At 74.6% G+C, this 22,418-nt stretch carries 23 protein-coding genes; 20 read left to right on the forward strand and 3 right to left on the reverse strand.

What is annotated here, in order from left to right; genetic code table 11:
- Positions 1-9: 9 nt before the first annotated feature.
- The 20 genes from ACFTWP_RS25185 to ACFTWP_RS25280 all read left to right on the forward strand — a co-directional run bounded on the left by ACFTWP_RS25185 (position 10) and on the right by ACFTWP_RS25280 (position 19,789).
- Positions 10-201: a hypothetical protein gene (locus ACFTWP_RS25185; RefSeq protein ID WP_380267029.1), complete on the forward strand. Its 192-nt coding sequence runs from the start codon at positions 10-12 to the stop codon at positions 199-201.
- A 244-nt stretch (positions 202-445) separates the two neighbouring features.
- Positions 446-1,972 (forward strand): class I adenylate-forming enzyme family protein, encoded by a 1,527-nt coding sequence (locus tag ACFTWP_RS25190; RefSeq protein ID WP_380267030.1) that lies wholly within the window; start codon positions 446-448, stop codon positions 1,970-1,972.
- Positions 1,973-2,018: 46 nt separating this feature from the next.
- The gene (locus ACFTWP_RS25195) at positions 2,019-2,303 is read left to right on the forward strand and encodes an acyl carrier protein (RefSeq protein ID WP_380267031.1); all 285 of its coding nucleotides are present in this window, start codon (positions 2,019-2,021) and stop codon (positions 2,301-2,303) included.
- 2 nt (positions 2,304-2,305) lie between these two features.
- Positions 2,306-2,542 carry a phosphopantetheine-binding protein gene (locus ACFTWP_RS25200; protein ID WP_380267032.1) on the forward strand — a complete coding sequence of 79 codons (237 nt, stop codon included), beginning with the start codon at positions 2,306-2,308 and terminating at the stop codon, positions 2,540-2,542.
- Positions 2,543-2,705: 163 nt separating this feature from the next.
- Positions 2,706-3,863 (forward strand): beta-ketoacyl synthase N-terminal-like domain-containing protein, encoded by a 1,158-nt coding sequence (locus ACFTWP_RS25205; RefSeq protein WP_380267034.1) that lies wholly within the window; start codon positions 2,706-2,708, stop codon positions 3,861-3,863.
- On the forward strand, positions 3,860-4,708 hold the full coding sequence (locus ACFTWP_RS25210) for a hypothetical protein (RefSeq protein WP_380267035.1): 849 nt from the start codon (positions 3,860-3,862) through the stop codon (positions 4,706-4,708). Before ACFTWP_RS25205 ends, ACFTWP_RS25210 begins: the two co-directional genes overlap by 4 nt.
- Entirely contained in the window at positions 4,705-5,991 is a 1,287-nt protein-coding gene (locus ACFTWP_RS25215) for a beta-ketoacyl-[acyl-carrier-protein] synthase family protein (protein ID WP_380267036.1), read from the forward strand. The genes ACFTWP_RS25210 and ACFTWP_RS25215 overlap by 4 nt, the downstream gene beginning before the upstream one ends.
- Positions 5,992-6,104: 113 nt before the next feature.
- Positions 6,105-7,214 (forward strand): 4-hydroxyphenylpyruvate dioxygenase, encoded by a 1,110-nt coding sequence (hppD, locus tag ACFTWP_RS25220; RefSeq protein ID WP_380267038.1) that lies wholly within the window; start codon positions 6,105-6,107, stop codon positions 7,212-7,214.
- Positions 7,211-8,146 (forward strand): phytanoyl-CoA dioxygenase family protein, encoded by a 936-nt coding sequence (locus tag ACFTWP_RS25225; protein ID WP_380267039.1) that lies wholly within the window; start codon positions 7,211-7,213, stop codon positions 8,144-8,146. Before hppD ends, ACFTWP_RS25225 begins: the two co-directional genes overlap by 4 nt.
- Positions 8,139-9,215 carry a thiamine pyrophosphate-dependent dehydrogenase E1 component subunit alpha gene (locus ACFTWP_RS25230; protein ID WP_380267040.1) on the forward strand — a complete coding sequence of 359 codons (1,077 nt, stop codon included), beginning with the start codon at positions 8,139-8,141 and terminating at the stop codon, positions 9,213-9,215. The genes ACFTWP_RS25225 and ACFTWP_RS25230 overlap by 8 nt, the downstream gene beginning before the upstream one ends.
- Positions 9,215-10,186, forward strand: coding sequence for an alpha-ketoacid dehydrogenase subunit beta (locus tag ACFTWP_RS25235; RefSeq protein WP_380267041.1), 972 nt, complete (start codon positions 9,215-9,217; stop codon positions 10,184-10,186). Before ACFTWP_RS25230 ends, ACFTWP_RS25235 begins: the two co-directional genes overlap by 1 nt.
- Positions 10,187-10,253: 67 nt before the next feature.
- Positions 10,254-11,903: a class I adenylate-forming enzyme family protein gene (locus tag ACFTWP_RS25240; RefSeq protein ID WP_380267042.1), complete on the forward strand. Its 1,650-nt coding sequence runs from the start codon at positions 10,254-10,256 to the stop codon at positions 11,901-11,903.
- Positions 11,904-13,331, forward strand: coding sequence for a condensation domain-containing protein (locus ACFTWP_RS25245; RefSeq protein ID WP_380267043.1), 1,428 nt, complete (start codon positions 11,904-11,906; stop codon positions 13,329-13,331).
- Entirely contained in the window at positions 13,328-14,257 is a 930-nt protein-coding gene (locus tag ACFTWP_RS25250) for a 3-oxoacyl-[acyl-carrier-protein] synthase III C-terminal domain-containing protein (protein ID WP_380267044.1), read from the forward strand. Before ACFTWP_RS25245 ends, ACFTWP_RS25250 begins: the two co-directional genes overlap by 4 nt.
- 33 nt (positions 14,258-14,290) lie before the next feature.
- Positions 14,291-14,587, forward strand: a complete 297-nt coding sequence (locus ACFTWP_RS25255; protein ID WP_380267045.1) for an acyl carrier protein — start codon at positions 14,291-14,293, stop codon at positions 14,585-14,587.
- The gene (locus tag ACFTWP_RS25260) at positions 14,584-15,597 is read left to right on the forward strand and encodes a hypothetical protein (protein WP_380267046.1); all 1,014 of its coding nucleotides are present in this window, start codon (positions 14,584-14,586) and stop codon (positions 15,595-15,597) included. Before ACFTWP_RS25255 ends, ACFTWP_RS25260 begins: the two co-directional genes overlap by 4 nt.
- Positions 15,594-16,712, forward strand: coding sequence for an alpha-hydroxy acid oxidase (locus ACFTWP_RS25265; protein WP_380267047.1), 1,119 nt, complete (start codon positions 15,594-15,596; stop codon positions 16,710-16,712). The genes ACFTWP_RS25260 and ACFTWP_RS25265 overlap by 4 nt, the downstream gene beginning before the upstream one ends.
- A gap of 14 nt (positions 16,713-16,726) precedes the next feature.
- A complete protein-coding gene (locus tag ACFTWP_RS25270; RefSeq protein ID WP_380267048.1) occupies positions 16,727-18,064 on the forward strand; it encodes a PLP-dependent aminotransferase family protein in 1,338 nt (445 codons plus the stop codon).
- Complete coding sequence (locus ACFTWP_RS25275; protein ID WP_380267049.1) at positions 18,061-18,807, forward strand: 4'-phosphopantetheinyl transferase family protein; 747 nt, start codon at positions 18,061-18,063, stop codon at positions 18,805-18,807. Before ACFTWP_RS25270 ends, ACFTWP_RS25275 begins: the two co-directional genes overlap by 4 nt.
- A gap of 43 nt (positions 18,808-18,850) precedes the next feature.
- On the forward strand, positions 18,851-19,789 hold the full coding sequence (locus tag ACFTWP_RS25280; RefSeq protein WP_380267050.1) for an alpha/beta hydrolase: 939 nt from the start codon (positions 18,851-18,853) through the stop codon (positions 19,787-19,789).
- 135 nt (positions 19,790-19,924) lie between these two features.
- Here ACFTWP_RS25280 and ACFTWP_RS25285 read toward each other — a convergent pair whose 3' ends face one another.
- The 3 genes from ACFTWP_RS25285 to ACFTWP_RS25295 form a co-directional block, all read right to left on the reverse strand.
- A complete protein-coding gene (locus ACFTWP_RS25285; protein WP_380267051.1) occupies positions 19,925-20,170 on the reverse strand; it encodes a hypothetical protein in 246 nt (81 codons plus the stop codon).
- The gene (locus ACFTWP_RS25290; RefSeq protein ID WP_380267052.1) at positions 20,149-21,321 is read right to left on the reverse strand and encodes an anion permease; all 1,173 of its coding nucleotides are present in this window, start codon (positions 21,319-21,321) and stop codon (positions 20,149-20,151) included. Before ACFTWP_RS25290 ends, ACFTWP_RS25285 begins: the two co-directional genes overlap by 22 nt.
- 213 nt (positions 21,322-21,534) lie before the next feature.
- The gene (locus tag ACFTWP_RS25295; protein ID WP_380267053.1) at positions 21,535-22,281 is read right to left on the reverse strand and encodes an MBL fold metallo-hydrolase; all 747 of its coding nucleotides are present in this window, start codon (positions 22,279-22,281) and stop codon (positions 21,535-21,537) included.
- Positions 22,282-22,418 lie beyond the last annotated feature (137 nt).

The raw sequence follows: 22,418 nt of genomic DNA on the forward strand, positions 1-22,418 counted from the left end.
AAAGTTGGCATGAATGCGTACAACAAGGCGGCTGAACAAGGCGGCGGAAAGGAAATCCACACCGCAGGATTGGACTGGTCCAATGCCGGTCGCGCCCGCAGAACCCGCCGCCCGAAAGTGCGCGAAAAGGCCGGCCACCTTGCAGCCTTGCCAAAAAAGATTGAACCGCCCGACCGGGCGGCGCAGGTTACTGACGGGTAGTTAGGGACTGGCAAAACCGCGCCGGATCACGGCAGTTGGCCAACCGGCGGCCACACTAGCGGGGGAGCGCTCTCTCGTCAATGCGCCAAACAAACCCGTCTTGCCATCACAACTTGAAGCCAGCATGCCGTGAAATACCTTGCAAGTTACAGGACTTGACATCAGGCAATTCAGAGTTGAAAGTTCGGCGTGGGAATTCTGTCAGCTCCTTTGGTCATGTACCTGAAAGAGGTTCTGGTTCTCCATGAAGGCTGCTGCCACAACTCCGCCGGGAGGCTTAGGAGCCCTCGCACTCGACCCCTCCTGGGTCGACGAGGTCCTCTTACAAGGTCCCGGAACCGAGCCCTGCCTGTTCTTCGACGAACCGGTCGACAGGGACCGACTGCGCCGTCTCGTCAAAGCCAGGCAGACCGCGCTCTCCGAGGCCGGCCTGCGCCGGGGCGGCTCGGTCGCCCTCCACCTGGCCCCCTCGCTCGCCCTGGTCGCCAACCTGCTGGCGGCCTGGCGGATCGGGGCCCAGGCCGCACTGCTCGACCACCGGCTCACCCCCTTCGAGACCGACCGGGCACTGGCCCGGCTGGCACCCGAAGTGGTGGTGACGGCCGCACAGCCGGTCGGCAGCGGCCCGGCCCGCGGCTACTACGAGCAGCGGGAGACCGTCACCGCACGCCCGGGCCGGCCGGCCCGGACCTCGCACGCGGTCGTCCAACTCAGCTCCGGCTCGACCGGCCCCTCGAAGATCATCGGCCGTACCGCGGCCGACCTGGTCGCCGAACTCGACCGGTACGCCCGGATCGACGGGGTGCCCCGGGCCGGCGAGCGGATCGTCTCGCTGGCCTCGATGGTGCACGTACTGGGGCTCGTCGGCGGCCTGCTGCACTGCCTGCACGCCGGGGTACGGCTCGCGCTCCCGCAGCGGCCGACGGCGGAGGGCATCCTCGCCACGGTCGCGGCCGGCCCGGAGCCGACCACCCTGCTCGGCGTGCCGTTCCACATCGAACTGCTCAGCTGGGTGACCGACCCGCCCCGGCTGCCCCAGCTCACCGGCATGACCACCGGCGGCGAGCTGGTCCGCGCCCAGGTGCACGACGCCTTCGTGGACCGCTACGGCGTCCGCCTCGGCAGCATGTACGGGATGACCGAGGTCGGCGTCATCGCCACCGACCTGTTCGGCGCCCACCGGCCCGAACTGACCCCGGCGCCCGGCCTCACCCTGCGCGTGGCCGACGGCGAACTGCTGATCGCCCGGGAGCAGTCGCCCTACCTCGACCCCGAGCCCACCGGCACCGGGGGGCCGACCGGCACCGACCCGGCGCGCACCGATCCGACCGACGGCGATCCGACCGACGGCGGCCCGACACCCACCGGCCCGACGCGCTGGGCCGACGGCTGGCTGCGCACCAAGGACGGCGGCACGGTCGACCCCCGCACCGGACGCATCCGGGTGCTGGGCCGGCTGGACTCGCAGGTGTCGATCGGCGGCCTGAAGGTCGACCTCACCGAGGTCGAGCACACCCTCGCCGCCCTGCCCGAGGTGGCCGCCGCGGTGGTCGTCTTCGGGACCTCGATCGAGGCGTACGTCGTACCGCACCGGGCCGGCGACACCACGGCCCGGATCGAGGCGCGGATCGAGGCGCAGCTCGCCGAACGGCTGGCGGCCTACAAGCGGCCCCGCCTGATCCACGTGGTCGACCGGCTGCCGCGCACCGCCACCGGAAAGCTCGTCCGCGACCGGACCGCCCTGAGCGACGCCGGCCGCACCCCGCAGTGACCCCCCGTCCAGGAATCACCGTCCACCCGAAAAGGAAGTACCAGCGATGTCCACTGAGGCGATGTCCACCGAGGAGATCCGCGCGTTCGTGCTCTCCTCGCTGAGCGCGATGAACTACGACATCACCGGCGTCGACGACGACACGCTGCTCGGCCCGGCCGGCGCCGACCTGGAATCGCTCTCCCTCGCCGAGCTCGGCGTCCGGGTCGAGGAGCGGTTCGGCGTCAGGTTCGACGACGACGAGGCCGAACTGCTCGGCACCATGACGGTCGGCGAGTTCGGTGCGGCCGTGGCGGCCCGGATCCAGTCCGCGCCCGCCGCGGGCCTCTGAGGATGTCGGCCGCACTCGGGCGGGACGAGGTCGTCGCGATGCTCGCCGGCTTCGGCGACCGCACGCCGCAGGAGGTGCCCGAGGGCATCGACTCGATGGAACTGGCCTGGCTGGTCCACCAGATCGAACAGCGCTACGACCGCCACCTGGACGACGACACCCTGGCCCGGATGACCACGGTGTCCGCCGTGGTCGAGGTGCTCGGCGGCCTCGGCGAGCTCCGGCCCGACCGTGCCTGACCCGCACGCTCCGGGGCGCGGCCCGGTTCGCGCTCCGGAACGTGAACCGGCACGCGAACAGGGCGGCGAACCCGGACCCGCTCCGGGACACCGGCAGGGCAGAACCAGTGATCCGACTACGGCCGCGCGAGCGAACGCGGCGACAGGAACGAGGTGAGCGAGGGTGACCGAGAGCGTCTCGGCGGCCAGGCGCGGCCCCCGCTCCGTGGTCGTCACCGGGGCCGCCGTGCTCAGCGCCCTCGGCCGGGGCGTCCGGCCGCTGCTGGCCGCGGCCCTCGACGGCGCACCGGCGTTCGCGCCGGTGCGGCGCTTCGACGTGACCGGCCGGCGGGTCGACCGGGCAGCCACCCACCCCGGTGCGCCGGTGCTGGTCGACGAGCTGCACCGGGCCGTCGGTGAGGCCTGCGACGAAGCCGGGCTCTCCACCGCCCGGCGCGCCGACTGCCCGCTGCACCTCGCCGTGCACGGCGACCCGGAGCTCGCCCGGGTGCCCGTGGCGCAGCGCCCCGCGCACGGCGCGGACGCGTTCGCGGCGGCAGTCGCCCGGCGCGCCGGACTGTCCGGCGCCTCCCGCGCCTACACCTCCGCCTGCGTGGCGTCGAGCACCGCCGTCGCCGACGCCGCCGCGGCCGTCGCCCACGGGCAGGCGGACCGGATCGTGGTGGCGGCCGGCTACCTGGTCGAGGCCGACCAGTTCGCCGTCTTCGACGCCGGCCGGGCACTGGCCCGCGACGGACGGATCCGCCCGTTCAGCTCCGGCCGCACCGGGCTGCTGCTCGGCGACGGCGTGGTCGCCGTGGTGGTCGAGGCCGCCTCGGCGGCCCGGGCCCGCCGGGCCCGGCCGCTCGCGGTGCTGGCCGGCTGGGGCCGGGCCGGCGACGCGTACCACGTCTGCAAACCACGGCCGGACGGCGCCGGGCTGGCCCGGGCCGTCGTCGACGCCCTGCACCGGGGCGGGGTCGGCCCGGAGCGGGTCGGCTACGTGAACGCCCACGGCTCGGGCACCCCGATCAGCGACACCGCCGAGGCCGCCGCGCTGCACCGGGCACTCGGCGACCACGCCTCACGGGTGCCGGTGAGCTCCACCAAGTCGGTGCACGGCCAGGCGCTGGAGGCCGGCGCCCTGCTCGAACTGGTCGTCACCATCGCGGCGCTGCGGGCCGGGAGGCTGCCGGTGAACGCGGGCTACCTGGGCCCGGACGAGAGCTGCCCGCTGAACCTCGTCCTCGACCGGGCGGTGGACACCGGCTCCGACCACGCGCTGAGCCTCACCTCGGCGTTCGGCGGAGCGAACACCGCACTCCTGGTGGGTACGCCGTGAACCGGACCGCCACCGTGCCGGACGTCTCCGGCCCCGACCGCACGGGCACGCCCGCCGCCGTCCCCGGCCCCGTACCTGCCGACGCCCCTCCCCACGTCCCCGCCCCGACGCCGGCCGCCCCGGCGGCTGAGTTGTCGGCGGCGGCCTCCGGGACGGGCCTGCGGGTGCTGGCCTCGGCGGCGTGGCCGGAGTCCGCCGAGGACGGGAGCGCACCGGCGATCGCCGGGTTCGTGGTGTCCTCGTTCAGCCCGATCGTCGCCGAGACGGGCCGACGCTGCCTGCTGCGCCGGCCCGGCCCGGCCCGGGCCGAAAGCCCCCCGGCCGGCGCCGAACGGCCGGTCACCGCCGTGGTGGTGGTGAGCCCGCTCGGCGACCTCGCCGGCGCGGTGCACGTCGCCGAGGCAGTCGACGGCGGCCACCGGCTCGGTCCGTTGCTGTTCTTCCAGGCCGTCCCCAACGCCGTGGCCGGGCACCTGGCCGCGCAGTGGCGGCTCACCGGCCCGGTGGTGTGCGTCGGCGACACCGCCGCCGGGCTGGCCGTCACGTCCCTGCTGCTCGCCGACGGGGACGCCGACGAGGCCCTGCTGATCCGCGTCGACCAGGCGTACGGCCCCGACGGACTCGACAGCGCCGCTGCCGTCCTGCTCGGCCCCGGCCCGCAGCACGATCCGCACCCCGGCCCGCTCGGCCCGGACACGCAGCCCGGCCCGGAACCGCGGAACGGTCCAGAACCCCGGCTCAGCCCGGACCGACCGCGCAGTCGAGAAACGCACGGCCGAGAACCGCACGGTCGAGAACCGCAGCACAGCCGAGAACCGCAGGACCACGAGGGAGAACAGCCGTGAGCGAAGCGCGCCACCGCACCGCCGGACGAGCGCACGTCGTCGTCAGCGGGATGGGCCTGGTCACCCCGGCGGGCTCCAGCGCCGACGAGGTCATGGCGGCGATGTGCGAGGGCCGGTCCGGGCTGGCCCGACCGGATGCCGAAGGGCCGCTGGCCGGATCGCTGGAGGTGGCCGGGTTCGCCCCGCCGATCGACCCCGCGTCGGTGCTGCCCGCCCCCGAGACCCGGCTGGTGGACCGCTACATCGTGCTGGCGATGAAGGCCGCGGCGGACGCCCTGGCCGACGCCGGGATCGAGGTGGGCCGCGACGTCGACCCGTACCGGATCGGCGTGATCCTGTCCGGGAACGGCGGACTGGCCACCCTGGAGGCCCAGGTGCTGGTCCGCGCCGCGCGCGGCCGACTGGGCGTCAGCCCCTACCTGCTGCCCGCGATGCTGCCCAACATGAGCGCGGCCCGGGTCGCCATCCGGCACGGCATCCGCGGCTACAGCTCCGCCATCAGCACCGCCTGCGCGGCCGGGGCGCAGTCCGTCGGGGAGGGGCTGCGGCTGCTGCGCGCGGACGAGGCCGACGTGGTGGTGGTCGGCTGCAGCGAGGCGCCGCTGTTCCCCACCCTGGCCGACACCTTCGGCAACGCCCGTGCCCTGGCCCGTGGTTGGAGCGACGATCCGACCGGCGCCAGCCGGCCCTTCGACCGCCGCAGGAACGGTCTGGTGATGGGCGAGGGCGCCGGTGTGCTGGTGCTGGAGCGCGCCGAGCACGCGGACGCGCGCGGCGCGGCCGGGTACGCCGACGTGCTCGGCTGGGGCGCGACCAACGACGCCCACCACCCGACCACCCCGCACCCCGACGGCGAGGGCGCCGCCGCCTGCATGCGGCAGGCCCTGCGCAGCGCCGGGATCGAACCGCGGGACGTCGGCTACGTCAACGCGCACGGCACCAGCACCCGGCTGGGCGACACGGCCGAGGCGGTCGCGATCCGCAAGGTCTTCGGCGAGCACTCCCCGCCGGTCAGCGCGACCAAGGCCGTCACCGGCCACCTGCTCGGCGCCTCCGGGGTGGTCGAGTCGGCGGTCTCCGTCCTGGCGCTGCGGCGCGGACTGCTGCCGCCCACCCACAACCTGGACGACCCCGACCCGGCCTGCGAGCTGGACCACGTCCGCAAGGGCCCGCGGCCGGCACCGGGGATCACCCACGTCATGTCGAACTCGTTCGGGTTCGGCGGGCACAACATCAGCCTGGTCTACGGCCTGCCGAGCACTCGGCTGGCCCGAACCGTCTAGCCCGGGCCCCGGGCCGCTGCCCAGGGGACACCCCCGGGTTCGCCCCCGGGCCAGCGGCCCCGGCACAGGCCCCCAACGGCACCGAGCGAACAGAGAAGGAACGGCTACCGCAAATGGACTTCCTCGGCGTCGATCATGTCGAGTTCTACGTGGGTGACGCGCGCCAGGCGGCGTTCGTCCTCTGCTCCGGCTTCGGCTTCCGCCTCCACGGGCAGGGCGGTCCCGAGACCGGCCTGCCCGGGCAGCGCAGCCTGCTGCTGGGCCAGGGAGACTGCCGGGTGCTGCTGACCACGGGCCTGGCACCGGACCACCCGGCGTCGCAGTACGTGGCCCGGCACGGCGACGGCGTCGCCGTGATCGCCTTCGGCACCCGGGACGCCGCAGCCGCCTACGCCGGGACGGTGGCCGGCGGCGCGACCGCGGTCGAGGCCCCCCGGACGTACGCCGGCCGGGGCGCCTCGGTGGTCACCGCCACCGTCTCCGGCTTCGGCGACGTGGTGCACCGGCTGGTCGAACGGCACGGCCCGGACGGGGAGTTCCTGCCCGGCGCGATCGAGATGCTGGACGTGCCCCCGCCGGACTCGCCGGAGCTGCTGCAGAGCATCGACCACGCGGCGGTCTGCGTGGCGGACGGACAGCTCGACGCCACCACGGAGTACTACCGCAAGGCCTTCGGCTTCGAGGTGATCTTCGAGGAGTACATCGAGGTCGGCAAGCAGGGCATGTTCTCCCAGGTGGTGCAGAGCCCCGGCGGCGGCATCACGCTCACCCTGATCCAGCCGGACCTGAGCCGCTCCCCGGGCCAGATCGACGACTTCCTCGCCTGGCACGGCGGCCCCGGGGTGCAGCACCTGGCCCTGAACAGCGTCGACATCGTCACCGCCGTCGACACGCTGGGCGAGCGGGGCGTCGGCTTCGCGCTCACCCCGGACGGCTACTACAGCTCGCTGGACGGCCGGTTGGGGCCGGTCGACCTCCCGGTGGACCGGCTGCGCGGGCGCGGAATCCTGGTGGACCGGGACCACTGGGGCCAGATGTACCAGATCTTCGCCACCTCGATGCACGTGCGGCGCACCTTCTTCTGGGAGCTGATCGAGCGTCACGGCGCCCGCACCTTCGGCACCAGCAACATACCCGCCCTCTACGAGGCCAAGGAAAGGGAGCTCGCCACCGTGCGGCCGTCCGTCCAGATCCCCCACACCACCGAGGCGGGCCACCGATGACCGCCACCCCCACCCTGCGGTTCGACCTGACCGACGAGGAACTGGCACTGCTGCCGGATGCCGACGACGTCGCCTTCTACGCCGAGCACGGCTGGTACCTGACGAAGAAGCTGTTCACCGACGAGGAGGTGGACGGGCTGGCCGCCGCCGCCGAGGGCTACTACGCCGGCGACCGCAGCCGCACCCTGCCGGTCCGCCCGCCCAGGCTGGCCGCCTGGCAGCCCTCGGACGGGCCCGTGCAGCGCCACAACGACTACGTCCACTACGAGAGCGACCCGATCGCCCGGGTGCTCTGCAAGCCGCTGGTCGGGGCGGTGGCCGCGCTGCTGGCCGGGGCGGACGAGATCCGGGTGTTCCAGTCGACGCTGATCCTCAAGCCGGCCCTCGCCGGCGAGCCCAGCAACATCGTGCCCTGGCACTTCGACAAGCACTACTGGTCCACCTCGACCTCCGAGCGGATGCTGACCGCGTTCGTCCCGTTCCACGACTGCGACGAGGAGATGGGCACGCTCACCGTCGTGGACGGCAGTCACCTGTGGCGGGAGACCGGTCGCCAGGACTCGATGACCAGGCACTTCGCCGACCGCGACCGGGACGACCTGGAGCGGGTGCTCGCCGAGAACGCCGCCTACAACGGCGCCGAGATCCGCAAGGTGCCGCTGGTCATCCCCAAGGGCCACCTGAGCTTCCACCACTGCCGGACCTACCACGGCAGCGGCGCCAACCGCAGCGACCGCCCGCGCCGCGCGATCTCCTTCCACCTGCAGGACGGCGCCAACGAGTACCGCGACTTCGCGCTCAGCGACGGCAGCACCGCGGCCTACAACCACGACGTGCTGGTCCGGCGGCTGCCGGACGGCCGCCCCGACTACGCGGACCCGGCGTTCTGCCCGGTGCTCTGGCGGGCCGAGGGCGCGGCCGGCCATGGCTGAGCCGGCGGAGAACCCGGCCACCCGGACCCCGCCCGTCCAGGAGCCGCCCACCCAGGACCGGACGGCCCCGGACGGGACGGCCCCCCTCGACGGGACGACCGCGCCGGACCACTCGGCCGCGCTGTACCGGACGGTCGCGCTGATCCGCGGCTTCGAACAGCGGGCGATCGAGCTGGTCAGGGCCAAGGTGGTGCTCGGCGGCATCCACCCCTACACCGGCCAGGAGGCGATCGCCGCGGGCACCTGCGCGGCGCTGCGACCCGACGACGTGATCACCAGCACCCACCGGGGCCACGGCCACGTACTGGCCAAGGGCGCCGACCCGGCCCGGATGATGGCCGAGCTGGCGGGCCGCACCACCGGGCTGAACCAGGGGCGCGGCGGCTCGATGCACGCGGCCGACTTCGGCGTGGGCGTGCTCGGGGCGAACGCCATCGTCGGCGCGGCCGTGCCGATCGCCGCGGGCGCCGCCTGGGCCCTGCGCCGGGCGGGCTCCGACCGGGTCGCGGTGACCTACTTCGGGGACGGCGCGGTCAGCCAGGGCGTGGTGCTGGAGGCCTTCAACCTGGCCGCGCTGTGGCGGGTGCCGGTCGTGCTGGTCTGCGAGAACAACGGCTTCGCGACCTCCATGCGCACCGCGGACACGGTGGCCGGCAGCATCACCGGCCGGGCCGCCGCCTTCGGCATCCCGGCCCGCACCGTGGACGGGTCCGACCCGCAGGCCGTCCTCGACGCCACCGCCGAGGCGGTCGCCCGGGCCCGGGCCGGCCGGGGGCCGAGCCTGCTGGAGTGCGTCACCTACCGCTTCGACGCCCACCACACCTGGGAGCACACCGCACGGCCCCGCTACCGGACCGACGCGGAGGTGGCCGCCGGCCGGGCCCGGGACCCACTGGAGATCCAGGGCGCCCGGATCCCCGCCGCCACCCGCGCCGCGATCGACGCGGAGCTCGGGGAGCTGCTCGACCGGGCGGTGGAGTTCGCCTGCGCGGGCCCGCACCCCGACCCGGCGACCGCGCTGGACCACCTCTACGCCACCGGCATGCGCGCCAGGGCGGGGGCGCTCTGATGCCCAACGTCTCCTACCTCAAGGCGCTGAACCGCGCGATCGGCGACGAGATGGACCGCGACGAGGCGGTCTGCGTGTTCGGCGAGGACGTCGGCGTCGCCGTCACCCACACCACCGCCGGGCTGCTGAAGCGCTTCGGACCGGACCGGGTACTGGACACGCCCATCTCCGAGCAGGCGTTCACCGGTTTCGCCACCGGCGCCGCGATGGCCGGGCTGCGACCGCTGATCGAGTTCCAGATCCCGGCGCTGCTGTTCCTGGTCTTCGAGCAGATCGCCAACCAGGCGCACAAGTTCTCGCTGATGACCGGCGGCCAGACCCGGGTGCCGGTCACCTACCTGCTGCCGGGCTCGGGATCCCGGGAGAGCTGGGCCGGCCAGCACTCCGACCACCCGTACAGCCTGTTCGCCCACGTCGGGGTGAAGACGGTGGTGCCGGCCACCCCGTCCGACGCCTACGGGCTGCTGGCGACGGCGATCAGGGACGACGACCCGGTCGTGGTCTTCGCCCCCTCCGGCGCCCTCGGGGTCCGCGAGGACGTGGACCTCGCCGACCTCGCGCCGGTGCCGCTGGGGGTCGGCCGGATCCACCGCGCCGGCACCGACGTCACCGTGGTGGCGGTGGGCCACCTGGTCCACGACGCCCTGGCGGTGGCCGAGGAACTGGCCGGCTCGATCTCGGTCGAGGTCTTCGACCCGCGCTCGCTGTTCCCCTTCGACTGGTCCGGGCTGGCCGCGTCGCTGGAGCGGACCGGGCGGCTGGTCGTCGTCGACGACTCCAACCGGAGCTGCGGCATCGGCGCCGAGATCGTCGCCACCGCGGCCGAGGAGATGCGGCTGGTCGCGCCACCGCGCCGGGTCACCCGGCCGGACGGCGCCGTGCTGCCCTTCGCCCGGGCGCTCGACCTGGCCTGCCAGCCGACCCGGGCCCAACTCAGGGCGGCGGTCGAGAAGGCGGTCGGCGCCGGATGACCGGACACCCACGGCGGCGCGGGCGGCCGGCCGGACACCCGCACGGAAACCCCCCAAGGAGCGCAGAGTGACGGGAAACGACAGCAGAGTGACGGGCACCAACATCAGGGCGCGGCTGGCCGCCGACCCCGGCCTCGGCGCGGGAAACGTGCTGCACAAGCTGTTCGAGCACGGCGCCGACCCGGACGGGCCGGGCGCCGCCTTCGACGTCCCGGTCGACGGGTACCCGGCCGGGCAGGAGCTGACCCTCGGTCTGCTCCGCGAGCGGGTGGCGGCCCGGGCCGCCTGGTGGCACGGGCAGGGCGTCGGCCCGCGCGACCCGGTCGCCGTCTACGTGTCCGGCTCGGCGGACTGCCTGCTGAACTTCCTGGCGCTCACCTGGCTGGGCGCGATCCCCGCGCTGATGAACCAGTACATCCCCGGCGACATCGCCGCCGAGTACATCCGGCGACTGCGCGGCGTCGCCCTGCTCACCGACCCGGAGCACCGGGCCCGGCTGGCCGGCGAGGACCTCGGGGTGCGCGTCCACGGCGACGCCGCCGAGACCGGCACCGGGGACCCGACGCTGGCCCCCGCGCCGTACCGGCACCACGACGACGACCCGATCGCCATCACCCACTCCTCGGGCACCACCCGGATGCCCACCGCCGTGGTGCACTCCAACGCCAGCCTGTTCGCCGCCACCCGGCTGTTCCGGCTGGCCGCCCCGCGGGCCCGGGGCGCGGCCCGGATCCTCAGCGCGCTGCCGGCCGCCCACGCCGCCGGCATCTCGGCGCTCAACCTGGCCCTGTGCAACCGCAGTGAGCTGCTGTTCCTGTCCACCCAGAACGACGGCGCTGCGGTGGTGGACGCCATCGAGCGCTGGCGGCCCACCGGGGTCTTCGGCTTCGCGGCCACCTGGGCCCAAATGGCCCGCCACGACCTGGGCAGCCGCGACCTGGACTCGGTGGCCCTGTGGTTCAACACCGGCGACTGCGCGCACGAGCCGCACATCCGCCACCTGGTCGCGGCCGGCTCCCGGGAGACGGTCACCCGCGAGGGCGTCCGGCGCGTCCCCGGATCCAGCTTCGTCGACGGCCTGGGCTCCACCGAGATGGGCCACTCCGCGTTCCACATCACCCACAGCACCGGCACCGAGCGCTACGGGCGCTGCGTCGGCGTGCCGCACGGCTTCGCCGAGGTGGCGCTGCTGGACCTCGCCACCGGCCGCGAGGTCCCGGTCGGCACGGTCGGCCACTTCGGTCTGCGGGCGCCGACGCTGGCCCCCGGCTACTGGAACGACTCGGGCGCCACCTACCGCAACCGCCTGAACGGCTACTACCTCACCGGCGACCTGATGTACCGGGACGAGGAGGGCTACTACTTCCACGTCGACCGGGCCGTCGACGCCGTGGACCTGGGCGGCGGCGAATGGCTCTACACGGCGATGAGCGAGGAGCGCGTCCTCGCGAACTGCCCCGACGTGCACGACTGCACGGTGGTGTCGCTGGAGGTCGACGGCCGGGTCGTCACCGACGTCCTGCTCGCCCTGCGCGCCGGCGCCGACCCCGACACCGACCGTACGCCGGCGGTCCGCGCCGCGCTGACCGACGCCGCCGCGGCCACCCTGCGCAGGGTGGTGGCCATCTCCGAGGAGGAACTGATCGTGGGACCGACCGGCAAGGTGCGCAAGTTCCTGATGCGCCAGCGTCACCGCGCCGAGACGGCGGTGGCCTGAATGGGCGGCGAGCAGCAGGTGGCGGCGCAGGAGCCGGCCGAGCGAGTGACCGTCGACTTCACCGGGGACGGCGCCGGCGTCGACGAGATGTCCTGGGGGATGTGGGAGATCTGGCACGCGATCGTGGACCAGCGGAGCTCGCTGCCCATCGGCGGCCGGATGGCCCTGCCCGCCGGGACGGCCGTCGCCGACGTGGCCGAGGAACTGCGCTACCTGATGAGCCGGTTCCCCTCGATGCGGACCCTGCTCAGGTTCGACGCGGCGGGCTGGCCCACCCAGGAGCTCTTCGGCTCCGGCAGCACGACGCTGGAGGTCTACGACGCCGGGGACGCCGACCCCGACGAGGTGGCGAACGCGGTCGAACAGCGTTACCGGTCCGTCGACTTCGCGTACGCCACCGAATGGCCGGTGCGGATGGCCGTGGTGGTGCGGGACGGCCACGCCACCCATCTGATCAGCATCATGAGCCACCTGGTCACCGATGCCATCGGCGGGGCGATCATGCTTCGCGAGGTGCAGGAGCGGTCGACCGCGCCGGTCACCGGCCTGCAGCCGCTGGAGCAGGCCGGCTGGCAGCGCTCGCCGGCCGGGCAACGGCAGAACGACAAGGCTCTGCGCCACTGGGAGCGGGCCCTCAGGACGATCCCGGCCCGCCGGTTCCCGCCGTCGGTGGAGCAGGGCAACCCCCGGCACCGGGTCGGCCTGTTCGAGTCCCGGGCCCTGCGGCTGGCGGTGCCGCTGATCGTCGAGCGGACCGGTACCGACACCCAGATCGTCCTGCAGGCCCTGTACGCGATCGCGCTGCGGCGGATCGTCGTCACCGGCCCGGTGGTGGTCCGGCCCGTCGTCAACAACCGCTTCCGGTCCGACCTGAGCGACGTGGTGTGCATGGTCGCCCAGGCCGGCATCTCGGTGCTGGACATCGGGGACGGCACCGTCGACGAGGTGGTCGAGCTGACCCGGCGCGGCGCACTGGCCACCTACAAGCACGCCTACTTCCACCCGGAGAAGCTGAACGAACTGATCGCCAGGGTCTCCGCGGAGCGGGGCGAGCGGGTCGACGTGCAGGTCTTCCTCAACGACCGCACGGCCAACCGGCCGCGGGAGGACGGCACCGCGTCGGACCCCGAGGAGCTGGCCCGACAGTTGCGGAAGGCGCGGGAGGACAGCGGGTTCCGGTGGATTCACGAAAGCGACGAGCAGGTCGACGCGTTCTACGTGGCCTTCGACGACCTCCCCGACGCGCTGTTGATGGAGATCCAGACGAACACCCGCTACTTCTCCTCCGACGACGCCGAGGCACTCGCCCTCGGCGTGGAGGCGCTCGCGGTCGAGGCGGCCCTCGACCCGGGCACGCGCACCGGGCCGCTGGTCGCCGCCGCGCCGACGGGGCAGCAGCCGGTTCAGGACGCGGAGCAGCCCCGGTGACCGCGCTGCTGGCGGTGGCCGACTACCTGCCACCCGACCGGGTGCCGATCGAGCAGCTCGGCGAGGAGTTCGGGCTGGACCCGATGCAGGTCAAGATCTTCCGTCGCTACCACAAGCTCGGCGAGGTCGGCCGCGATCCGGACGGCAGCCTGCTCGACCTGCTGCGCGGCGCGGTCGCCGGCCTGGACGCCCTACGCGGCCGGGAGCACCGGGTCCGCTACGTGCTGCACGCCCGCACCTTCCCGACCGTGGTGCCGTACCCGCACAACCCCGTCCGGGAGCTCTGCCGGGAGCTGGGCCTGGACCGGGCGACGGTGTTCGCGGTCGGCCACCACGCCTGCGCCTCGGGCCTGCTGGCGATCGACGCGGCGGGCCGGCTGCTCGCCGCCGACGGCGATCCCGCAGGCCTCGCACTGGTCCTGGCCGGGGAGAAGGCCTTCACGCCCGAGGCCGGGATGGTCCCCGACACCTCCTTCTTCGGCGAGGGCGCGTCGGCCTGCCTGGTCAGCCCCACCGGGGACCGCGACCGGGTGCTGTCCTACGCGGCCGACCTCAGGGGCGAGTTCGACAGCGACGAGCCGGAGCGGGCCCTGGAGTTCCAGCGGATCTACGCCGACGCGCTGGCCGAGGCGATCCTCGCCGCCGTCGGACGGGCCGGCCTGGCCATGGAGGAGATCGGGGTGATCCTGCCCCACAACGTCAACAACGTGGCCTGGCACCAGGTCTGCCGCACCCTCGGCTACCCCCGCGAGCGGGTCGTGCTCGACAACGTGGCGACCTCGGGTCACGTCTTCTGCGCGGACAACCTCGTCAACCACCGCACCGCGCGGGAGCGGGGGCTGCTCCGGCCGGGCGAGCCCTACGTGATGGCCGCCGCGGGCGCCGGACGCGGCGCCACCTTCGCGGCCATGGTCCTCCAGCACTGACCCGCCACCCCACCCACCACCGAAGGATCAACGATGACGGAGCGGGACACCGCACTCCCAGCCATCGACCCCGCCCTGCGCGAGCAACTGGTCGAGAACATCTGCGCCCTGCTCCCGCAGGTGCTCAAGCGCGAGGTGACCGGGGCCACCGCCGCGACCACGCTGATGGAGGCCCTCGGCATGAGCTCGACCAGCGGCCTCGAACTCATCCTGGAGCTGGAGGACCGCCTGGACGTGGAGATCAGCGTGGAGGAGCTCGGCCGGCACGACTTCGGCACGGTCGGCTCGCTGGCCGACTACGTCGCCGGAAACCTGCTCCCGGAAGCATGACGATGCGCACCTTCACCCCGGACGCCGGCACCCCCGCCGACGGACCGTCGCCGGCCTGGGGCATCCGCCGCGCCGTGCGGCTGGCCTTCCCCGAGCCGGCGGCGCTGGCCGGCGACCCCGTCCACACCGAGCGCCTGCGGCGCTACCTGACCGACCTGCTGCGCCCGTACGGCCGCGACCCGGGCCGGGGAGAACCGGCCCCGGAAGCGGGCGTCCCGGCCGTGGGCGCGCTGGAGACTGGTGCCCCGGAGACCGGTGCCCCGGACGTGGGCACCCTGGACGTGGGCGCCCTGGGGCGCGGCGGCCAGTCCTACGGCGAGATGGCCGAGGCGCTGATCCGGGCGACGCTCCCCGCCGGCGAGTCGGTCGACCTGCTGGTGCTGGCGCACTCGATCCCCGACATCACCCCGGGCCGCGCCACGTCCACCTACCTCAGCCACGTCTGCCCCGGCACCCCGATGGCCTTCGCGGTCAGCGACCAGGGCGCCGCGAGCGCGTTCACCGCCCTGCGACTGGTGGACGCCTACGCGCGCTCCGGCGGGCTCCGGCGGGCGCTGCTGCTGGTGGTCGAACAGTGCTCGCTGCCCTACGACCCCGGAGTACCGGTCAGCGTTCCGGCCGAAAGCCGCGGCGTGGCACTGCTGTTCGGCGAACCGCTGCCGGGCGAGCAGGTGGCCGGGGTCTCCGGGGTCGCCACGCACGCCCTGGCCGCGGACTCCCCCGCCGCCGCGCTGGCCGCCGAACTCGGCCGGCTCGGCGACGCTCCGGCGTCGCCGACCGTGATCATCGGCGCCACGGCGGCGGCCGGCTCCGCCCACGCGTGGCCGGTGCCGCCCGGGCTCGCCGACGCCGGGCAGCCCGGCACCGGCGTGTGGTGGGAGCTGGCCGGCGAGCTGGCCGGGCCGCCGGCCGGACCGCGCCGGCTGCTGCTGGCCGACTACGACGCCGGGCCGCGCCACCTCTCGCTGGCCACGATCGGCCTGCCCGGCGAGGGCGGGGTACCCGGGTGACCGCGCAGACGAACACCGCGCGCCCGCTCCGCGTCGAGGACTACCGGGACCAGGCACGGGGCCGACTCGACTCCCGGGTCTGGGACTTCATCGAGGGCGGCGCCGGCACCGAGCGCACGGTCGAGGCCAACCGGCGCGCCTTCGACCGGGTGACGCTGCGGCCGAGGGTGCTGGTCGACGTCTCGGCCTGCGACACCACGACGGAGCTCCTCGGCGCCCCGCTGGCCACCCCGGTGGGAGTCGCACCCACCGCGTACCACCGGCTGGCGCACCCCGACGGCGAGGTCGCCACCGCCCGCGGTGCGGGGGCGGCCGGCGCCCTCTACGTGGTCAGCCTCTTCGCCAGCCGCACCCTGGAGGACGTCGCCGCCGAGGCCGCCGGGCCGCTGTGGCTCCAGCTCTACTGGCTGCGCCGGCGCGAGGTGCTGGCGGGTCTGGTCGACCGGGCCGCCGCGGCCGGCTACCGCGCGATCGTCCTGACCCTGGACGCGCCGCGGCTGGGCCGGCGCCACCGGGACGCCCGCAACGGCTTCGCGATCCCGTCCGGCATCGGCGCCGTCAACCTCGACCCGGCGCTGATGGCGTCCGCGCACCGCTCCGACGCCGGCCGCTCCGCGCTGGCGGTGCACACCGCGGAGGCCGTCGACCCGTCGGTGACCTGGGCGGACCTGGCCTGGCTGCGCGGGCTCAGCCGGCTGCCGCTGGTCCTGAAGGGCATCCTCACCGCCGAGGACGCCGTGCTCGCCGTGGAGCACGGGGCCGACGCGATCGTGGTCTCCAACCACGGCGGCCGGCAGCTCGACGGCGCGGCGGCGAGCCTGGACGCCCTGGCCGAGGTGGTGGACGCGGTCGGGTCCGCGGCCTGCCCGGTGCTGTTCGACGGCGGGGTCCGCAGCGGCGCCGACGCCTTCGCGGCGCTGGCCCTCGGGGCCCGGGCGGTCCTGCTCGGCCGCCCGGTCCTCTGGGGGCTGGCCGCCGGCGGCGCCGGCGGCGTGGCCGGGGTGCTCGACCTGGCCACCGAGGAGCTCGCCCACACCATGGCCCTCACCGGACGGCCGGCCCTGCCGGCCGTCGACCGGTCCGCGGTCGCGGTCGCCCGCGACACGGGAATCTGAAAGGCGGTCGGACGATGCCGACAGAACTGGCACGCGAGGACCTGCACGCGGCGGTGTCCGACCCGGCGTCGGCGTCGATGAACTTCCTCAACGAGGTCTCGGCCCGCTTCCCCGACGCCGTCTCGCTGGCGGCCGGACGCCCCTACGACGGCTTCCACAGCACCGAGGACCTGGACCGCTACCTGCGGACCTACCTCGACCACCTGCGGCGGATCGGCCTCGATGAGGAGCAGCGGCAGCGCCAACTGCTGCAGTACGGGCGGACCAACGGCTACCTCGGCCCGCTGATCGCCCGGATGCTGTCGCTGGACGAGGGGATCGAGGTGCCCGAGCAGGCGGTGATGGTCACCACCGGCGCCCAGGAGGCGATGGTCGTCGCACTGCGCGGGCTGTGCGCGCGGCCAGGCGACGTGGTGCTCGCCGTCGAGCCCTGCTACGTCGGGTTCACCGGGGCGGCCCGGCTGCTCGGCATCGAGGTCGTCCCGGTGCCCGAGGCGCCGGACGGCCTCGATCCGGAGGCGGTGCTCGCCGTCGCCCGCGCCGTGCGGGCCGACGGCCGGCGACCGCGCGCCCTCTACCTGGTGCCGAACTTCGCCAACCCGTCCGGGGTCTCGATGCCGGTGCCGGCGAGGCGCCGGCTGCTGGAGGTGGCGGCGGAGGCCGACCTGCTGGTCCTGGAGGACGACCCGTACGGGCTGTTCGGGCTGGACGACGAACCCCGGCCCGCGCTCAAGGCGCTGGACACCGAGCAGCGGGTGGTCTACCTCGGGTCCTTCGCCAAGTCCTGCTTCCCGGGCGCCCGGATCGGGTTCCTGGTCGCCGACCAGGCCGTGATCGACGCCCGGGGTCGGCGCACGCTGCTGGCGGAGGAGCTGTCCACGGTGAAGAGCCTGCTCACGGTCAACACCTCGCCGGTCGCGCAGGCCCTGGTCGGCGGGTTCCTGGTCGAGTCCGGGGGCAGTCTCAGGGCGGCCGTCCGGGAGAAGGTCCGGTTCTACCGCGGCAACATGCGCACCCTGCTGGCGGCGCTGGAGCGCTCCTTCGCCGACGAGCCGAGGGTCCGTTGGAACGCGCCCGACGGCGGCTTCTTCGCGGTGGTCGAGGTGCCGTTGACCGCCGACGAGAGCCTGTTGGAGACCTCCGGCCGCGACTACGGGGTGCTGTGGACCCCGATGAGCTTCTTCCACAGCGGCGACGGCGGCCGGCGTGCCATCCGGCTGTCCTGCAGCGCCCTGGAGCCGGCGGAGATCGAGGAGGGGGTGCGCCGGCTGGCCCGGCTGGTCGGGGACCGCGCGGAGCCGCCGGACCAGCTGCGCCGCCCGGATCCCGCGGTCGCGGGGGTGACCGGATGACCGAGGCCCAGGACACCGTCCGGCTGTGGCTGGTGCCCGACCAGCGGTCCGGACGGGCCCCGGCGGAGCTGCTGGCCGTGCTGGACCCGGGCGAGCGGCTCCGCGCCGAGGCCTACCGCTCGGCCGTCGACCGCCGCCGCTTCGTCCTCGCCCACGCCGCCGTCCGCTGCATCCTCGCCCGGCGGCTCGGAGTCGGACCGGAGGAGATCCGCTGGCGACGCGGGCCGCACGGGAAGCCCGAACTGGCCGGTCGCTGCACCGGGGTCGAGGTCAACCTCTCGCACTCGGACGCCGTCGCCATGGTCGCGCTCTCCGCGTCGCGCCGGGTCGGCGTGGACGTCCAACGCGTGCTGCCCCGGCTGGACGCCACCGCCATGGCGGAACGCTACTTCCCGCCGGAGGAGGCCCGTTTCGTCCGGGCCGCGGCCGACCCCGACGCCCGGGCCGACCGCTTCGCCCGGCTCTGGGCCCGCAAGGAGGCCCTGGTCAAGGCCCACGGCGGCCGGCTCACCCAGGGCCTGCGGATACCGCTGCACGACAGCAGCACCGGGTCGGGCTCGCACCCCGACGACGACTGGTCCCGCGGGTACCGCGTCACCGACGTCCCCGCACCCCGCGGGTACCGGGCGGCCGTCGCGCTGTCCGGCACCGGGGCCTTCCGGGTGGCCCTGCACCGCTGGACCTGGCCCGACCGGAGCGGTCAGCCCGCCGACCCCACCCGCGCCCGCACCCGGAACACCTGAGCCGCACGGCACGCGACGAACCGACGATCGGAGCACCACCGCCATGCCCCTGGACCCCCAGCTGCGGACCCTGCGCGAGCAGCGCGCCCGCCGCGGCGCGGCCCCGCTCTACACCCTGTCGGTGGAGCAGGCCAGAGCTGCCGACCTGGCCTCGATCCGGGCCGCCGGCGGCACCCCCCGCGCGCTGTACGAGGTGATCGACCGCCACCTGCCGGGCCCCGGCGGCGAGTTGCCGGTACGGATCTACCGGCCGAGCGCCGAGCGGCCGCTGCCCGCGCTGCTCTACTACTTCGGCGGCGGGTGGACGCTCGGCAGCATCGACACCGCCGACGTGCTCTGCCGCGACCTGGCCGCGGAGGCCGGCTGCCTGGTCGTCACCGTCGGCTACCGGCTCGCCCCGGAGCATCCCTTCCCGGCCGCGGTGCACGACTGCCTCGCGGCCCTGCGCTGGGTCGCCGACCACGCCGGGGAGCTGGGCGTCGACCGGGCCGGGATCGCGGTCGGCGGCGACAGCGCCGGCGGCAACCTCGCGGCAGCGGTGACCCTGCTCGCCCGCGCGGACGGCGACCTCCCGCTGGCCGGGCAACTGCTGGTCTATCCCAACACCGACCAGCTGGCCGACGACGCGTCGATGCGCGACAACGCCGACCCGTGGCTGTTCAACCACCACTCGGTGGCCTGGTACGGCCGGCACTACCTGACCACGCCGCAGGACGCCGAGAACCCGCTGGCCTCCCCGCTCCGGGCGGCCGACCTGGGCGGCCTGCCGCCGGCCCTGGTCGTCACCGCCGAGTACGACCCGCTGCGCGACCAGGGCGAGGCGTACGCGGCACGGCTCGCCGCCGCCGGGGTGCCGGTGGAACTGACCCGCTACCCCGGCATGGCCCACGGCTTCTTCGCCATGGCGGGCGCCGTGGACGCCGCGCGCACCGCCAACCTGCAGGCCGCCCGGTTCCTGCGCGACCGCTTCGAGGGCCGCTGACGGCCCACGGGCCCCGTACCCGGCCGGGTGGACCGGGCCGGTGGACCGGGCCGACTCCGCCGGCCCGGCGGGGTCAGGTTCGGCGGGTCAGTCGGGAGAGGTCAGTCCGGAGAGGTCACTCCGGAGGGGCCACCGTCAACTGTGGTCGATGATGACGGCGATGCCCCAGCCGATCGCCGCGAGCACCACCGCGAAGCACAGGCCGGCCAGGGCGTAGCCGGCCGGCCCGGCGGTGGGCCGGCCGACCGCGGCGTCGCCCGCCCGGGCCGGCGGGTTGAGGACGCGCAGGCCGATCGCGAAGAGCGCGGGCAGGCCGGCGCCGGTGAGCAGGCCGACCACGGCGATCTTCCAGAGCGCGTTCAGGTTGATCCAGGAGTCCATGAGGTCGCCTCCTTCGACTCCGGTGCCGGGAGCACCGATCCGGTCCATTCGGCGTTGACGTTCGCCGGTGTCACCGCCGCGCGGCGGGAGGCGGCGAAGAAGGCGACCGAGGCCAGCACCAGCAGGACGAAGATCACCACGACGCCCTCGGTCCCGCCGATCCCGTGCGCCGTCCAGTACGCGAGCGCCCCGACCAGCGCGGCGGCCGGCAGGGTGAGCAGCCAGGCCGCCACCATCCGGCGGGCGACGTGCCAGCGCACCACGGCGCCCTTCTTGCCCACCCCCGCGCCCAGGATCGACCCGGTGGCCACGTGGGTGGTGGAGAGCGAGTAGCCGAAGTTGGTGGAGCAGAGGATCACCGCGGCCGAGGCCGACTCGCTCGCCATCCCCTGCGGCGACTCGATCTCCATCAGCCCCTTGCCGAGCGCCCGGATGACCCGCCAGCCGCCGAGGTAGGTGCCCAGCGCGATCGCCACCGCACACGAGACGATCACCCAGGTCGGGGCCTGCGCCCCGGACTCCAGGGTGCCGTTGGCGATCAGTGCGAGCGTGATGACGCCCATGGTCTTCTGCGCGTCGTTGGCGCCGTGGGCGAGCGAGACCATGGAGGCCGAACCGACCTGGCCGATCCGGAATCCGTGACCGCGCGGGCCCTCGGAGACCCCACGGGTGAGGCGGTACACCAGGTAGGTGCCGATCGCGGCGACCGAGCCGGCGATGAACGGGGAGAGCGCGGCGGGCACGATCACCTTGGACACCAGGCCCTGCCACTTGACGGCCGAGCTGCCGGCGGCCGCCATCGTGGCGCCCACGACACCGCCGATCAGCGCGTGCGAGGAGCTGGAGGGGATCCCGAAGAACCAGGTGGTCAGGTTCCACAGGATGCTGCCGGTCAGCCCGGCGATGACGACGGTCAGGGTCACGTCCTGACTGTCGACCAGGCCGCTGGCGATGGTCGCCGCGACGGCGGTCGACAGGAAGGCCCCGCCCAGGTTCAGGACGGCCGAGATGGCGACCGCGACCCGAGGGGGCAGGGCGCCGGTGACGATCGAGGTGGCCATGGCGTTTCCGGTGTCGTGGAATCCGTTGGTGAAGTCGAACCCCAGCGCGGTGACGACCACCAGCACCAGGACCGCATCGTTACTGGTCACACATTCGAACCTAGCCCGTCCGTCCGAGCGGCCACGGCCGACGACCACCCGGCGCGCCGGGCGCCGCGGGTCCGCCATCCGATCGGACCAGCCCGTTCCGTCCGCTCCACCCCGCCGCCGTCGCTCCGCCGCGTGACCGCACCCCCGCCGGCCTCCGGACCTTCACCCCGTCCGGACCTTCACCCGCTGCGGACCCTCACCCGCTCCGGGCCCTCACTCGCTCCGGCGGGCGAGGCGGCCGGCCGACTCCAGCCGGGAGAGACGCTCGTGCTCGCGCTCCGCCCAGCGCCGCACCCGGTCCGGGTCCAGCGCGACGCCGTGCCCGACGTGCAGTCGGCCGGGGCGGAGGGCGAGCATCGCGCGGAGGCTGGCGAGGTTCTGCCGGGGGTCGTCGTGGAAGGGCGGGTTCGCCGGCCTGCCGGGGATCAGGCCCATGAAGGAGTTGGCGACCAGGTCGCCGGCGACGAGGTCCCCCTCGTCGGTGAGGACGGAGATCGATCCGGCGGTGTGACCGGGGGTCGGCATGATGCGGCCCGCGATCCCGAACTCCTCCAGGCTGGTCTCGCCGGTGATCAGCACGCCGGGCTCCACGGGTTCGACCTGCTCGTGCAGCTTCCGGTTCCGGTCCATCAGGCGGCCCATCGGGCCGGTGGGCAGGTACGGTTCGCGGACCCGGCCGGTGCGCAGCGGCCCGAGGTCGGCCACGTGGCAGGCCACCGGCGCGCCGGTCAGTCGGTGCAGCTCGGCGGCGGAGCCGAAGTGGTCGAGGTGGCCGTGGGTGATGACGATCAACGCGACGTCGGCGGGGTCGACGCCGTGCGCGGCGACCTGCTCGTGGATCCGCCGGCCGCTGCCGGGCATCCCGGCGTCGACGACGACGGGCCGTCGGCCGAGCAGCAGGTAGGCGTTGACGGCGTGCCGGCCCAGGACGGGGATCGGGACGACCTTCGTACGGGACATGGTTCTCTCCGGGGTGTGGGTGGGACGGGCGGTGCCCGCGCGGGCATGACCGGGTGCCGCCGACGGCGGGGCCGGGGTGGACGGCGGACGGCGGACGGCGGACGGCGGACGGCGGACGGCGGACGGCGGGCGGCGGG

Source organism: Kitasatospora sp. NPDC057015 (assembly GCF_042673745.1).
In the GTDB taxonomy this organism is placed as follows: Bacteria; Actinomycetota; Actinomycetes; order Streptomycetales; family Streptomycetaceae; genus Kitasatospora.